Consider the following 14,395-nt stretch of genomic DNA (forward strand, 5'->3'; position numbering starts at 1 on the left):
GAGGTCGACCCCTCGGGGGGTCAGCCGCGAATAGCCGTCGGGAGGGAGCGTCGAAGCGCCCGGAGGTGGGGTCTGCCGATGATGCCTCTGATGACGGTCTTGACGTCTACGCTACCTGCCCCGTCCGGGCTGTCCGGCTGGGTGGGCGCGGCCTCGCGGTCCGATCGCCGGGGGCGCGCAGAGGAGAGCAGGGCGATCACGGCGTCTCCCGACGGATCGGGCCCCGACGATCGCGAAGCGGTCGACCGGGCCCGCCGAGGTGATCCCGAGGCGTTCCGCGTGCTGGTCGAGCGCTATCAGGCGCGCGCGTACCGGCTCGCGCTGCGCGTGCTGCGCGACGAGGAGCGCGCGCGCGACGCGGTGCAGGACGCCTTCCTGAAGGCCTACGTGAACCTCGATCGCTTCGAGGGCCGCTCGAGCTTCTACACCTGGCTGTACCGGCTCGTGATGAACCTGTGCCTGGACGCGCGCCGCCGCGACCATTCCTCGCGCATCCTGACGACGCCCGAGCCCGCGGACCTCGATCGGCTCGGGGCGCCCGACGCCCGGCCCGCCGACGAGATGACCTTCCGCGAGCACGAGCAGGACCCCGAGGCGGCGCTCGACCGAGGCCAGCTCCGGGCGGCTCTCGCGCGTGCGATCGACGAGCTGCCCGATGCCGCGCGCGAGACCCTGATCCTGCGCGAGGTCGAAGGGCTCAGCTATGCGGAGATCGCCGAAGCGCTCGCGATTCCGAAGGGCACGGTGATGAGCCGCCTGCACTACGCGCGGCGCCGGGTGCAGGAGCTGCTGCGCCGGGCAGGGGTGGTGGATCCGGGGCGGGCCGGCACGGCCGAGGGAGGCGCGCAATGAGCGCTTGCGAGCGGATCGGTCCCCTGCTGGACGCCTATCACGACGGAGAGCTCGGGCGGCTGCGGCGCTGGACGCTGCAGCGCCACCTCGACGGCTGCGCGGGCTGTCGCAGGGAGCTGGAGGAGCTCGCCGGAGTCGGAGCATGGGTGCGCGACTCGATGGACGCCGCTCCCGCTCCGGACGTGTGGAGCGAGATCCGCTGGCGGTTGCCCGCCAGCGGCTCGAGCGCAGCGCCGCCGGCCCGGCGCCAGCGGCGCCCGGGCCGTGCCGGCTTCGGCTTCCCGGTGCTCGGTGCGGGGGTCGTCGCGGCGGCGATCGCGCTGCTGGTGCTCGTGGGTCCGCCCGAGGTCTTCCGCTCGCAGGCCGGAAGCGTGGTGCGCTCGCTCAACACGCACGGTCGTCCCGTCATGGTGCTCGATGCGCCGGGTGATGCGACGATCATCTGGCTGATGGACGACCAGGGGGTCCAGAGCGCGGAGGACGCGAGCAGTGTCTGGATCTGAGCGCGCGTCCGACCCCGGCCGAGGCGGGCCGCGCGGCCGGCTCGCGCCCGCGCCGGGCCCGTTCCCGATCGGCGCGCTCCTGTTCGCGATCCTGCTCCTCGCAGGGCCGGCGCTCGCCCAGACGGTGCGGCGGGTCGCGCTGGACCTCACGGTCAGCCACGCATCCCTCCATCCCGGGCCGATCGACCCGGCGGCTGCCCAGCTCCACGAGCGCCTTCGCGACGACTTCCGCTACCAGAGCCTGCGCGTGATCGAGCGCCGGCGGCTCGACCTCCGCACGGGGGAGGTCGGAGGCCTCGACCTCCCTACCGGCAAGCGGGTGCGGGTGCGGCCGCTCCACATGGGGCCCGGAGGCGTGCTGCTCGCGGTCGACATCGAGAACACCATGCACTCCGACATGCGCGTCCCCGATCGCCAGCCGGTGGTGATCGGCGTCGACCGCTACGACGACGGGAAGCTGATCCTCACGCTCGAGCCCCGCCTCCCAGCGGAATAGCCCCCCCGGGGGGTGGCTCGGTCAAAAAAAAGCGGCTGCGCTCGAAAAAAACTGGCCCCGGCTGACACCTTTCTCCAAAGCACGCCACTTCCCTGATGACAGCACGAATACATCCCCTTCCCAGGGAGGCCCGGACGCCAGGCGGTGTTCGGGCCTTTCCTCTTCCGGCTCCCGCCACGGAGGGGAGCAGGTGGCAGGGATCCCGGAGCTGATATAGTGCTGCCCCGATTGGAAGGGGGGGGCATGCGCGCGACCGTGTCGGTGGCGGCGCTCCGGCGGGTGCTCTTCGGGGTGCTGGCCAGCGTGGCGCTGGCCGCCGGACTCGCGGAGCCCGTGGCGGCCGTCGTGGTCCCGTTCCGGGCGGGTCGTCTGACGATCCGGATCGACGCGCTCGGCACCTCGTACTCGTTGATCGCACCCGCCCAGGGCACGGCGACCGGCACCGTGGACGTGAATCGCACCGCCACCACGCTCGGCAGCTTCACGCTGCAGGGCGGCTTGCTCTCGGCAGCGGGTGTGACGGTGCCGGTGACCGATCCGGCTCTCCAGCCGATCACCGGATTGGTCGGCAGCTTCGAGAACGAGGCGGGTCTGTTCACGTCCCAGAGTGGCACGCTCGGCGGCACGATGGGGCTGCGTCTCCCTGGCTCTCCCGCGGAGCCGGGGATCGTCGGCGTCTGCGTGATCTTCGCGTGCGACGAGTCGATCCCGCTCGAGATTCCGCTGTCGGTCGTGGGGGTGGGCGGCGAGGAGGAGGTGCCGGTCCTCCACCTCACCTTCACCCTAGCGGGTGCGCCCTGGACGATCGGGACCGCGTCGGTCCCGGTCGAGGGCGGTGAGGTGAGCGAATCGGGGTCGCTGGCCGTCCTGGGGAGCGGATGGATGCGCGTCCGGCTGGTGACGCCGATCGCGATCGGCGTCGATCCCGCGCCGCCGGGAGGGATCCCTGCACAGATCGCAGCCTTCGGCCTGCTCGATCTCGAGATCGCGGCGCCGGAGCCCGGCACGGCCGCGGCGGGCGCCACGAGCCTCGGGACGCTGTCGGTGCTGGCCCGGCGCCGGCGGCGCGGCGCTCAGTCGGCGGCGCCGGTGAGCGGCGCGCGCTCGAGCCGGTGCAGCGCGCCGTCCGCGAAGGTCGCGACCAGGTAGCCGGGCCGCTCGTCCCCCTCGCCCCCCTCACCCGACGGCCCGAGCGCCACGGCAGGGGCGTTTGCGAACAGGACACCCGGCTCCCCGACGACCGGCCATCGACACGATCGCGCGTCGCCACGCCGGGGGTCCCAGCGCCACGCGTGGGCGCGGTGGACGTGGCCCGAGAACACCGCCAGGGGCCCGCGCGCAGCACCGAGCGCGCGCAGGAAGGGCGCCGCGTTGCGGAAGAACACGCCCCGGCGCAGGCCGCTTGCGAAGAGCGTGCGCTCGAAGCGGGTGCGTCCGGCGGGGCCGTCGGGCGGGCCCGGGTCGAGCCGGGGCAGCACCTGCTCGACGGGGCCGCGTGGATGGAGGAGCGGTGCGTGCAGGAACACCGCGGCGCCGCCACGACCGGCATCCAGGGCCTGCACGAGGGACCCGAACTGCTCCTCGCGCAGGCCCTCGGAGTCAGGGTGCTCCCAGCTCGAGCGGAGCGAGCGCAGGAGCAGGCGGCGGCGGCCCCTTTCGATGCCGCGCCAGCGACACAAGGCGTCGCGGCCGGTCGACAGGAAGACGAGGCGCAGGCCCCCGAAGCACAGCGTGAAGTCGAGGGCGGGTGCGAGCAGCGCGAGGTGGTGCGCGAGGCCGTCGCGCCCGCCGGGCTCGTGCGTTCGCAGCGCATCGAGGTCGCGCCGGCGCAGCGGCCAGGGATCCCAGCGGCCGGCCGCGCGCAGGAGCGCGCGCAGCCGCGGCCAGGGCACACCGATCTCGGCGAGCCCGTAGGCGCGCGGCCGCCAGGGGTGGAGCCGATGGTCGTGGTTTCCGGGGATCGCGAAGCAGGGGACCTCGAGCGCCGCGAGTGCGTCGAGCAGGCCGGGCAGGTTGGTGTCGGCGGCGGCCCCGCGTCGGCCCTCGTGCGACACGCGATAGACGTGATCGACCAGGTCGCCGCCGAGCACGAGCGCGTCGAGCTCACCGCGCGCGGCGCGAGCGTTGGCGTCCGCCACCAGCCGACGCACCTGGAGGTTGGGATACAGGGCGGCCTCGGCCAGGTCGGGGGCGAAGCGGCGCAGGTCCGCGTGCACCTCGTCCCACAGCCCTGCGTGGTGCAGGTCGCTCGCGAAGCCGAGGCGGAGCGGCTCGGCGCGCGCGTGGCGCGCGATGCAGCGGGGCCGCAGCAGGCCTCCCTGGCGCACGAGGTCGAAGACGCGTGCGCGAGCCGGAGGGACGGGTGGCGGCGCGCCGGCTGCGTCGGCAACCAGGCAGGCGACGCGGCGCAGGCCGAGACCCGCCACGGCCTGCCCGATCCGCGCGTCGCCGGCCGGCGCCTCCAGCGCATCGACCGACTCGACCGACAGCGGCATCGGGCGGGTGCCCGCCGCCGTGAGCGCGAGCCCGGCTGCCCACGCCGCGAGGGCTTCCCGATCGACCCCGTCGTGCGCCACCAGCAGCTCGAGGCGATGCTCGCCGGGCTCGAGGACGGCCGGCCAGCACGGGGCCGGCCACAGGACGGTGGGGGAGGGCGGCACGTGTCCACGATACCCACGGTGCGTCGTGAAGCACGCGCCGGGGGCAGGTAGGATCTGCCGATGGCATCGATCGCGGTCGTGGGGGGCGGCGTTGCGGGGCTCGTCTGCGCCTGGCGGCTCCGGCGCGCCGGGCACGACGTCGAGGTGCTCGAGCGCGAGGCCGAGCCGGGCGGCCGCATGCGCAGCGAGCGGGTGCGCACGGCGCGCGGCGAGTTCGTCGTCGACCGCGGCGCGCAGTTCGTCGCGAGCGGCTATCGCAACATGCGGCTCGTCGAGGCGGCGCTCGGGATCGCCGGACGGCGCCACGCGATCACACCCGCGCACAACGCGATCCTGAGAGGCGGCCACCTGCACGCCGGTGACTACGCCTCGCCGGGCGTCTTCCTGCGCTCGCGCCTGCTCTCGGCCCGCGCGAAGCTTCGTCTCCCGCGGCTGCTCCTCGAGCTCGTGCGTGCGGGTCGGAGGCTCGATCCCTACCACCCCGAGCGCGCGGCGCCGCTCGACCGGGAGGACCTGGCGAGCTGGCTGCACCGTGTGGCCGGCGACGAGGCCGGCGAGTTCCTCCTCGCGCCCGCCTTCTCCTCCACCTTCGACGCCGACCCCGAGCAGCTCTCCGGTGCCTTCGCCCTGCTGACCCTGCGCTTCGTGCTCGCGGGCTTTCGCGTCGAGGCCTTCGAGGGCGGTACGGGTCTGCTCACCCGCACGCTCGCCGAGCAGGTGCCGGTGCGGGTCGGAAGCGAGGTCACCGCCGTCGAGACCACCGACGACGGGGCCCGCGTCACCTATCGCAGCCGTCGCGACGGCCGCGAGCAGCGCGTGCTCGCCGATGCCGCCGTCGTGGCGCTCCCCGGCACTCTGGTCCCCGCTGCGTGCGCGACCCTCACTCCTGCCGAGAAGGCGTTCTTCGCCCAGGTCCGCTACGGCCGTGGCATCATCTGCTTCCTCATGACCGACCGCGCCCCGGCCAGCCTCCCCGGCTACGGCGTCGCGTTCCCGCGCTCCGAAGGCATCGGCCTCTACGGCCTCGCCGTCGACCACCACAAGCGCGGCGTCGCTCCCGCCGGCGCAGGTCTCGTCAACGCAGCCCTCACCGCCGAGGCCGCCACGCGCCTGTGGGACGCCCCCGACGCCGCCGTCGTCGGCCACGTCGTCGACGCGCTCGCGCGCACCCCGATCGGACGCCTCGCCCCGATCGCCTCCGTGGTGCACCGCTGGGACCCCATGCTCCCGCAGTTCCACGCCGGCTACCTCCGCCACCTCGCCTCGTTCCAGGCCCGCCGCGAACGCTCGCCGCGCCTCGCCTTCGCGGGCGACTACCTGCTCGGGCCCTACACCGAGATGGCAGTGACCTCGGGCATGCGCGCGGCGACGGAGATCGGGCGGGGGCTCCGAGCCGTGTCCAGGCGCTCCGGCGGCAGGCACGGAAATGGAGGGATCCGCTCGTGAACGAGCCCGAACCGGGCGAGCCCTTCCATTCGAGGACGGTCTACCGGCTGATCTCGGCTGCGCTGGGTGTCAGCCTGACGAGCATCGGCATCGGTGGACTCCTGCTCGGCTCCGGCTACACGATGTTCCGGATCGCGGCGAGTCTCGCCTTCATCGTGTTGGGGCTCGAGTCGATCTGGTCGGCCTGTGCGGGCCGGGAATCCTGGCTGTCGAGGATCGGGCCGGTTGCATGAGCGGAGCCGGGGTGCCTGCTTCGCCCGGCTCCCCATCGCCGCGCGGCGCCGCTGGCGCCGTGCTGATACCCTGCGCCGCGCCGATGCAGCGGATCCGACCCACCTCGGCGCTCGCCACGCTGGCCTGGATCGCCGTTGCCCTCGCGGGCACGGGGGCGCTGGCGGTCGTGGCGACCGCGCGCGGCGAGGCGATCTCGAGTACCTGGTTCCTGGTCGCCGCCGCCTCGGTCTACGCGATCGGCTACCGCTTCTACTCGGCGTACCTGGCAGCCCGCGTGCTCGCCCTCGACGACGCGCGGACGACGCCGGCGCACCGCCTGGACGACGGCAAGGACTTCGTGCCCACCCACCGCTGGGTGGTGTTCGGCCACCACTTCGCGGCGATCGCGGGGCCGGGGCCGCTGGTGGGGCCGATCCTGGCCGCACAGTTCGGCTACCTGCCGGGCACGCTCTACATCCTGATCGGGGTGGTGCTGGGCGGCGCGGTGCAGGACTTCACGATCCTGGTCGGCTCGATGCGCCGCAACGGGAAATCGCTCGGCCAGATGGTGCGCGAGGAGATCGGGCCGGTCGGGGGCGTCGCGGCCGCGATCGGCGTGCTCGCGATCATGGTGATCCTGATCGGGGTCCTGGGCCTCGTCGTGGTGAACGCGATGTTCGGAAGCCCGTGGGGCACCTTCACGGTGTCGGCGACGATCCCGATCGCATTCGCGATGGGTGTCTACATGGTACGGCTCCGCCCCGGGCGGGTGGCCGAGGCGACCGTCTGGGGCGTCGGCCTGGTCCTCCTCGCGCTGGTGGGTGGCGGCTGGGTCCACGATCACCCGACCCTGCGCGCCTGGTTCGACCTCGACAAGAGGACGCTCGCGCTCGCCATCATCGCCTACGGCTTCGTCGCGAGCGTGCTGCCGGTCTGGCTGCTGCTGGCACCCCGCGACTACCTGTCGGCGTTCATCAAGATCGGGACCGTGCTCCTGCTCGCGGCGGGGCTCCTCTGGGTCCGGCCCGACGTGCAGCTCCCGGCGCTCACGCGCTTCGTCGACGGCACCGGGCCCGTCTTTGCGGGCAAGCTCTTTCCCTTCGCCTTCATCACGATCGCCTGTGGCGCGATCTCGGGCTTCCATGCGCTGATCTCGAGCGGCACGACGCCGAAGCTCCTCGACCGGGAGACCGACGCGCGCTTCATCGGCTACGGCGCGATGCTGATGGAGAGCTTCGTCGCGATCATGGCGCTGCTGGCGGCGGCGGTGATGGACCCCGGCACCTACTTCGCGATCAACTCGCCGGCCGCGATGATCGGCACGAGCGCGGCGTCGGCGGCCGAGACGATCGCGCAGTGGGGGTTCACGCTCGACCCGGCGGCCTTCGAGGCGCTGACCCGGCAGGTCGGCGAGACCACGCTGCTCTCGCGCACGGGCGGGGCGCCGAGCCTGGCGGTCGGCATGGCCGAGATCTTCTCGCGCGCGCTCGGCGGCGAGGCGACGAAAGCGCTCTGGTACCACTTCGCGATCATGTTCGAGGCGCTCTTCATCCTGACCACCCTGGACGCCGGCACGCGCGTCGGCCGCTTCATGATCCAGGACGTGCTCGGAAACCTCTGGGAGCCGCTCGGGCGCACCTCGTCGCTCCCGGCCAACCTGCTGGCCTCGGGGCTGATCGTGGGCGGCTGGGGCTATTTCCTGTACCAGGGCGTCGTCGACCCGCTCGGTGGCATCAACGCGCTCTGGCCGCTGTTCGGGATCGCGAACCAGCTGCTCGCCGCGACGGCGCTCGCCGCGGCGACGACGATCCTCGTCAAGTATCACCGCGCGCGCTTCGGCGTGCTGACGGCGCTCCCGCTCGCCTGGCTGCTCGCCGTCACGATGACGGCCGGCTGGCAGAAGATCTTCCATCCCGACCGGCGCATCGGCTTCCTCGCCCAGGCCGACTTCCTGGCCGGTGAGATCGCCGCCGGCCGCATCGCTCCCGAGCAGATCGCCGGGACCCAGCACGTGATCTTCAACTACCGGCTCGACGCGGCCGTCACCGCGCTGTTCATGGCCCTCGTGACGATCGTCGTGCTCGACGCGGCGCGCGTGTGGTGGCGGACCCTGCGCTCGCGGCCCGCAGCGGCCGCCGCGGAGCCCATGGGAGCATGACGAGGCGAGCCCGCAACGCGCTGAGCGCCCTGCGCGACTTCCTGCGCGGCTTCCTGGGCTGGGCCGCGGCGCCGGGCGCGCTCCCGAGCCCGGGCGACGCGGCCGCGGCGCGCCGAGCACTCGAGGAGCGCGCCGCGCGCCGCCCGAGCTGTTGCTAGCAGGAGCGCGAACGGACCGCCTCCGAGCCGGGTTCCCGGCAACCCCGCGAAGGCGCTAGGACGGCAGGAGCGCCGCTGCCGCTTCCTCCGCCTGCACGAGCAGCTCCTCGAGCAGCGAGAGGCCGCGCGCCCAGAAGTCCGGGTCGGCGATGTCGAGCCCCGTGCGCGCCACGACCTCGCTCGGCGACTCCGAGCCGCCGGCCGCCAGCATCTGGAGGTAGCGCGGAACGAAGGCGGGTCCCTCCTCGTCGTAGCGCTGTACCAGCGCCAGCACCAGCAGCTCGCCGAAGGCGTAGGCGTAGCAGTAGAAGGGCGAGTGCACGAAGTGGGGGATGTAGAGCCACCACCAGGCGTAGTCGTCGCGAAGCGTCACGGCGTCGCCGAACATCGGGCGGTTGGCGTCCATCCAGAGCGCGTTCACGCGCTCGATCGGGAGCTCGCCCTCGCGGCGCCGCGCCGCGTGGAGGGCCTCCTCGAAGCGGGTCATCGCGACCTGGCGGAAGACCGTCGCGAAGGCGTCCTCGAGCTTCCCGCACAGGAGACCGAGCCGGACCTTCGGGTCGTCCTCCTCGCGCAGCAGGCGCCGGAACACCAGCATCTCGCCGAACACGCTGGCCGTCTCGGCGGTGGTGAGCGGCGTGTCCTGCTGGAAGAGACCCTGGCCGCGTGACAGGTACTGGTGCACGCCGTGGCCGAGCTCGTGGGCGAGCGTCGCGACGTCGCGCAGGTTGCCGGTGTAGTTGAGCAGGACGTAGGGGTGGAGGGACGGGACCGTCGAGGCCGAGAACGCGCCGCCGCGCTTGCCGGGCCGCAGCTCGGCGTCGATCCAGCGCCCCGTGAAGAAGGAGCCGGCGATCTCCGCGAGCTCGGGCGCAAAGTCGCCGTAGGCCCCGAGCACGAGATCGCGTGCGGCGTCCCAGGAGCGCCGGCCTTCGGCGGCGGCGACCGGCGCGTAGCGGTCGTAGTCGAGGAGCTCGTCCAGGCCGAGGAGCCGGCGCTTGAGCCGGTAGTAGCGGTGCACGAGGTCGTAGCGTTCCTCGCAGGCGCGCAGCAGGGCGGCCACGGTCGCGGGCTCGATCTCGTTGGCGAGGTGGCGGTCGGCCGCAGGCTCGGGGTAGCGGCGCAGGCGGTCGCGGCCGGCCTTGTCCTGGACGAGCGTGTTGAAGACGAAGCCGAGCAAGCGGGCGTTCGCGCGCAGGCCCCGGGTGAGGGCGTCGGCGGCGAGCCGGCGCGTCTCGCGGTCGGGGTCGTAGAGGAGCGCCAGGATCTCCTCCTCGGTCTTCTCTCCTTCGCGCCCGGCGAGGGAGAAGCGCAGCGAGGCCAGCGTCTCGTCGAAGAGCCGGCTCCAGGCGCGAGCGCCGGTGTTGGCTGCCTCCTCGAGGAGCTTCTCCTCGGGCTCGCTCAGGAGGTGCGGGCGGTGGCGGCGCATCGTCGCGAGCAGGTGGTGGCGGCGCGCGAGCGCCGGATCGCCGAGCAGCTTCTCGGCGGCCCCGTCGTCGAGCGCCACCCACTCGAGCTCGAAGAACACGAGTGCGTTGCGGATCTCGCTGCTGCGCTCCTGGACGTGCTGGAGCAGGGCCCCGTGACGGGGGGTCGCGGTGTCGGCGGCGAAGAGGAGCTGCGCGTAGGCGCCCGCGCGGTGAGCGGGCTCCTCGAAGGCCTCGAGCTCGTCGAGGGCCGCGGCGAGGCCCGCCGCGTCGAGCGTGGCGACCCGGCCGCGATGGCGCCCGGCAAAGGCCTGGGCCGCCGCGAGCGCGCCGGCGAGATCGCTCTCGAGGCGCGGGTCGTCGGGGCCGGCATAGAGATCGGAGAGGTCCCAGGTCACGCCGGCGGCGGGACCCTCGCCGGCGGCGGGGGCCCGCTCGGCGGCGGCAACGGCTTCGGATGCGGCTTCGCTCATGTGCGCGACGATACCGGCTCCGCGCGGCGGACTCGACCGCTGCAGGCCTGCGAGAGGAGTGATGGGGCGCTGGATCGTGGTCTTGGGGGCGCGCGTGCTGCCGGGGGGGCGCCCGAGCGGCGCCCTGCGCCGGCGCATCGCCGCCGCGCTGGCGGCCGCGGATCCCGCGACGCGCTTCCTCGTCACCGGTGCGGTCGGCGACCATCCGCCCTCCGAGGCGCGCGTGATGGCGGGCCTGCTCGGGGCGGCCGGCGTGCCGGAGGCGCGCGTCGTCCTCGAGGAGACCGGCACCGACACGCTTTCGTCGCTGCGCGCCTGCGCGCGCGTGCTGCGCGAGGTCGGCGCCACCGAGGTGATCGCCTGCAGCGACGACTACCACCTACTGCGCTGCCGCGCGGTGCTGCGCGCGCTCGGCGTCCGCGCGGGCGCGGCCCCGGCCCGCGGCACGCGCGCCGCGGCCGGTACCGGGCCCTGGCTGTGGGCGCTGGCGCGCGAGGCGGCCGGGCTGCCGTGGGACGTGGCGCTCGCAGCGCTCGGGCGGATGCGCCGGTAGCCTGCGGGGGTGCCGCCCGAGCGCGTCATCCTGCACGCGGACCTCGACGCATTCTACGCGTCGGTGGAGCAGCGCGACCGGCCCGAGCTGCGCGGGCGCCCGGTGATCGTGGGCGGCAGCGGCCCGCGCGGGGTCGTGTCGGCGGCGAGCTACGAGGCGCGCCGCTTCGGCGTGCGCTCGGCGATGCCTGGCTTCGAAGCCCGCCGCCTGTGCCCGGAGGGGGTCTTCCTGCCCGGCGACATGCGCAAGTATGCCTCGGTGTCGCGCCAGGTGTTCGCCGTCTTCCGGCGCTTCTCGCCGCTCGTGGAGGGCCTCTCGCTCGACGAGGCCTTCCTCGACCTCAGCGGTACCGGGCGCCTGCTCGGCCCCCCGCGCGCCGCCGGCGAGGCGTTGCGCCGGGCGGTCCGCGACGAGGTCGGCCTCGCCGTGTCGGTGGGGATCGGCCCGAGCCGCACGATCGCGAAGCTTGCGAGCGACGCCGCCAAGCCCGACGGGCTGCTCGAGATCGAGCCGGCGGGCGTGGACGCCTTCCTGCACCCGCTGCCCGTCGGCCGGCTGTGGGGTGTGGGCCCGGTCGCGGAGGCAAGGTTGCGCCGCGCCGGCTTCGAGACCGTCGGCGACCTCGCGCGTGCCGATACCGGCACACTCGTGCGTCTGCTCGGCGCGGCCGGTGGCCCGCGCGCGGCGGCCCTTGCCCGCGGCCTCGACGAGCGCCCGATCGAGCCCGATCGCGATCCGGTCTCGTACGGCGAGGAGAACACCTTCGCGGGGGACGTCGCCGACCGCGACCAGCTGCGCGCGGTGCTGCTCGAGCACGCCGAGTCGGTGGCGCGGCGGCTGCGCCGCGACGGCTGGCTCGCGCGCACCGTCGTGCTCGTGGTGAAGCTCGCGCGCCGCCGGGCGCCGGGTCCGCGCGGCTACCCGGTCGTGACGCGCCGCGCGACGCTTCCCGAGCCGACCGACGACGGCGCCGTCCTGGCCGCCGCGGCCCGCAGGCTGCTCGAGCGCACGCCGGCCGTCCCGGTGCGGCTGCTCGGCGTCCGCGCGACCCACCTGGTCGCGGCGGACGACGAGCAGCTCGCGCTCTTCGCGCCCTCGGCGGCGCGCGGCCGCGCCCGGCAGCTCAACCGCGCGCTCGACGCGATCACCGAGCGCTTCGGCGCCCGGGCCGTGGTGCGCGCGGGCCAGGAGCAGGCGGTGCGCGCCGGGCTCACGCTCCAGCGCAAGCGGGGGGAGCGCGACGAGGAGTAGGTGGCCGGCACGCCGGCGGCCCGAGGACTGCGCTCGCCCCGGGCCCGCTGCGCAGCGGCTCCGGTCTCTCGCGGGGGGGGCCGCCCGCTACGCTCGCTGGCTCGCCTTCTCGAAGCGGTAGACGCGCATCGGCGGGACGTTGCGCACCTCGAGCTCGCTGCGCGGCTCGCCGAAGACCGTGCGGCCGAGCACCTTCACGCGGTCGCGGACCTGGTAGGCGACGAACAGGCCGCCCGGCGGCAGGGCCTCGCGCACCGCGCGCAGGATGTCGAGCGCGAGCGCCCGCGGCATGGTCGAGAAGGGGATGCCGGAGACGACGACGTCCGGCGCGCCGGCGCCAGCCGCGCGCAGGGCCTCGTCGATGTCGCCCGCGCAGCCGGTGTGGACGTGGAGGCGCGGATCCGGGATCCGCGTGCGCACCTGTTCGGCGAGCTTCGGGTTGATCTCGATCGCCACGAGCTTCGCGTCCGGCGCCATGTGGCGCAGCAGGGCGCGGGTCGTGCCGCCGGTGCCGGGGCCGAGCTCCACGACGACCTTCGCGCTTCCGAGCCGGGCGGCGCGCGCGACGCGGCGCTCGAGGAAGCGAGAGCTCGGGATCACCGAGCCGACCTCCTTCGGTCTCTCGAGGAAGCTCTTGAAGAAGAGCACGGGCGCGTCGCCGCGCGCCGGGCGTGTCCTGCGGATCGTGCGGGGATGGGGCATGGCGGGCGTATAGCCCTTGGCCGGTCGGAGCGGAAGGGTCCGGGCAGCACTCCCTCCGGGACCGGGCCGGGAGGCTGGTGTGAGCACCTTGCCCGCCGGGTCCTGGGACCGGATCAGTCGTACAGCGCGTCGATCTCCCAGCTGTGGCGGATGCGGTCGTAGCGAAGCCGCACCAGCAGGCCGTCGCTCGTGGCGACGTCGAAGGAGTCGAAGGCGAAGGAGCAGTCCGCGGCCCACCAGCCGCCCGTGGCGCGCCAGGGGCCGGCGCAGTGCACGACCTCGCCGTGCGCCAGCGCGCTGCGTACCCAGGCGGGGCGGCCGGCGCGCACGCGCACCTCGGCGGGCAGGGGCGGGCGCAGCGCGCGCACGGCGAGCGCGTGCGGAGGGGGGCGTTCCGGGACCGGGCCGGAGGGCGGCGGGGCGAAGGGCCCGAGCCCCCAGGCGCCGGGGTGGGGGTCGTCCGGGACCCGGGGGGCACCGATCCGCTCGGGGCCGCACAGCGCCTCGAGCTCTGCCAGCAGCTCGTCGAGCGCGGCAGGTGCGGGGCCGGCGGGCCGGAACAGGTCGAGCTGGTCGCGGCGGGCGGGAACCCCTTCGGCGGCGAGCGCACAGCCTTCGATCGGGGCCGCCGGAGGGTCGATCTCGAGCGTGGCCTGGAGCCGGCGCAGCCATGGCCGTGGCTCGGTCGCCGGCGCCGCCAGCCGCAGCCGGCGCACGTCGCGGGCGCCGCGCGCGCTGCGGCCGGCGCCGGCCGAGAGCTGGAGCGTCAGCTCGAGCTCCGCGCAGGCCAGATGGCGTGCGCCCAGCCGGCCGAGCAGGCGCCCGAGCAGGCCGCGCAGCACGAACGAGAGCGGCTCGAGGCGATCCAGCGGCACCTCGAGGTCGATGGCCTCCTCGAGCTGCGCCTCGTGCGGAGCCGGGATCGGTGGCTCGCTGGCCTCCGTCGGGATGCCGACACCACACAGCGCTGACACCAGCTCGGCCGCCGCCGAGCCGAGACGGGTGGCGAGCGCGGCGGCCGGCAGCGCGAGCAGCGTGCCGACCCGGTGGATCCCGAAGCGGGTGAGCGTCTCGGCGAGTGCGTCGTCGAGGTCGAGGAGATCGAGCGGCAGCGGCGCGAGGAAGGCTGCGTCGGCGCCGGGCGCGAGGACGCGCGTGGCGCCCGGGCCCTCGCGCCGGGCGGCGTCGCGGGCCGCCAGCTCCGCGACCAGGCGCGAGCCGGCCACCGCCGCCGCTGCCGGCACGCCGAGCGCGGCGGCGCGCGCCACCAGCGCGCCGGCCAGCGCCGCCTCGCTCGTGAACACGCGCCCGCTCCCCGTCGCATCGATGTGTACGACGGCCTCGCCGGCGCGCGGGCCGGCCGCGCGCGGTGGCGCGAGCGCCGCGCGCGGCGAGGCCGCGAGCGCGGCGTCGAGCCGCGCGCCGCGCGCCGCGCGCGCGAGCGCGGGCGAGGCCGGCCGGAACCAGAGCAGTGAACAGAGCGCGCGGGCGGGGGAGAGCGCG

At 74.8% G+C, this 14,395-nt stretch carries 14 protein-coding genes; 10 read left to right on the forward strand and 4 right to left on the reverse strand.

Annotation, left to right across the window (positions count from 1 at the left end):
- The first annotated feature begins 90 nt into the window (after window positions 1–90).
- From OZ948_14260 to OZ948_14275, 4 genes are all read left to right on the forward strand, one after another.
- Complete coding sequence (locus tag OZ948_14260; GenBank protein MEB2345890.1) at window positions 91–852, forward strand: sigma-70 family RNA polymerase sigma factor; 762 nt, start codon at window positions 91–93, stop codon at window positions 850–852.
- The gene (locus OZ948_14265) at window positions 849–1,355 is read left to right on the forward strand and encodes an anti-sigma factor (protein MEB2345891.1); all 507 of its coding nucleotides are present in this window, start codon (window positions 849–851) and stop codon (window positions 1,353–1,355) included. The genes OZ948_14260 and OZ948_14265 overlap by 4 nt, the downstream gene beginning before the upstream one ends.
- The gene (locus tag OZ948_14270; GenBank protein MEB2345892.1) at window positions 1,342–1,851 is read left to right on the forward strand and encodes a hypothetical protein; all 510 of its coding nucleotides are present in this window, start codon (window positions 1,342–1,344) and stop codon (window positions 1,849–1,851) included. Before OZ948_14265 ends, OZ948_14270 begins: the two co-directional genes overlap by 14 nt.
- Window positions 1,852–2,094: 243 nt before the next feature.
- Window positions 2,095–3,000, forward strand: coding sequence for a hypothetical protein (locus tag OZ948_14275; GenBank protein ID MEB2345893.1), 906 nt, complete (start codon window positions 2,095–2,097; stop codon window positions 2,998–3,000).
- On the opposite strand, the gene OZ948_14280 is transcribed toward OZ948_14275, so the two are convergent.
- The gene (locus tag OZ948_14280) at window positions 2,925–4,511 is read right to left on the reverse strand and encodes a metallophosphoesterase (GenBank protein ID MEB2345894.1); all 1,587 of its coding nucleotides are present in this window, start codon (window positions 4,509–4,511) and stop codon (window positions 2,925–2,927) included. The two genes, OZ948_14275 and OZ948_14280, sit on opposite strands and share 76 nt — an antisense overlap.
- Before the next feature lie 60 nt (window positions 4,512–4,571).
- Here OZ948_14280 and OZ948_14285 point away from each other — a divergent pair, with 60 nt between their 5' ends.
- The 4 genes from OZ948_14285 to OZ948_14300 all read left to right on the forward strand — a co-directional run bounded on the left by OZ948_14285 (window position 4,572) and on the right by OZ948_14300 (window position 8,486).
- Window positions 4,572–5,957, forward strand: a complete 1,386-nt coding sequence (locus tag OZ948_14285) for an NAD(P)/FAD-dependent oxidoreductase (GenBank protein ID MEB2345895.1) — start codon at window positions 4,572–4,574, stop codon at window positions 5,955–5,957.
- Complete coding sequence (locus tag OZ948_14290; GenBank protein MEB2345896.1) at window positions 5,954–6,190, forward strand: hypothetical protein; 237 nt, start codon at window positions 5,954–5,956, stop codon at window positions 6,188–6,190. The genes OZ948_14285 and OZ948_14290 overlap by 4 nt, the downstream gene beginning before the upstream one ends.
- Window positions 6,191–6,273: 83 nt before the next feature.
- Complete coding sequence (locus OZ948_14295) at window positions 6,274–8,328, forward strand: carbon starvation protein A (protein ID MEB2345897.1); 2,055 nt, start codon at window positions 6,274–6,276, stop codon at window positions 8,326–8,328.
- Window positions 8,325–8,486: a hypothetical protein gene (locus OZ948_14300; protein ID MEB2345898.1), complete on the forward strand. Its 162-nt coding sequence runs from the start codon at window positions 8,325–8,327 to the stop codon at window positions 8,484–8,486. The genes OZ948_14295 and OZ948_14300 overlap by 4 nt, the downstream gene beginning before the upstream one ends.
- Window positions 8,487–8,541: 55 nt before the next feature.
- Here OZ948_14300 and OZ948_14305 read toward each other — a convergent pair whose 3' ends face one another.
- The gene (locus OZ948_14305) at window positions 8,542–10,386 is read right to left on the reverse strand and encodes a M3 family oligoendopeptidase (protein ID MEB2345899.1); all 1,845 of its coding nucleotides are present in this window, start codon (window positions 10,384–10,386) and stop codon (window positions 8,542–8,544) included.
- A gap of 61 nt (window positions 10,387–10,447) precedes the next feature.
- Between OZ948_14305 and OZ948_14310 the strand changes: the two genes are divergently transcribed.
- Both OZ948_14310 and OZ948_14315 read left to right on the forward strand, forming a co-directional pair.
- The gene (locus OZ948_14310) at window positions 10,448–10,939 is read left to right on the forward strand and encodes a YdcF family protein (GenBank protein ID MEB2345900.1); all 492 of its coding nucleotides are present in this window, start codon (window positions 10,448–10,450) and stop codon (window positions 10,937–10,939) included.
- A 9-nt stretch (window positions 10,940–10,948) separates the two neighbouring features.
- A complete protein-coding gene (locus tag OZ948_14315; GenBank protein MEB2345901.1) occupies window positions 10,949–12,190 on the forward strand; it encodes a DNA polymerase IV in 1,242 nt (413 codons plus the stop codon).
- An 87-nt stretch (window positions 12,191–12,277) separates the two neighbouring features.
- On the opposite strand, the gene OZ948_14320 is transcribed toward OZ948_14315, so the two are convergent.
- Window positions 12,278–12,892 (reverse strand): L-histidine N(alpha)-methyltransferase, encoded by a 615-nt coding sequence (locus OZ948_14320; GenBank protein MEB2345902.1) that lies wholly within the window; start codon window positions 12,890–12,892, stop codon window positions 12,278–12,280.
- A 113-nt stretch (window positions 12,893–13,005) separates the two neighbouring features.
- On the reverse strand, window positions 13,006–14,395 hold a 1,390-nt coding region (locus OZ948_14325), incomplete at its 5' end, for a hypothetical protein (protein ID MEB2345903.1).

This window comes from Deltaproteobacteria bacterium (assembly GCA_035063765.1).
Taxonomy (GTDB): domain Bacteria; phylum Myxococcota_A; class UBA9160; order UBA9160; family PR03; genus CAADGG01.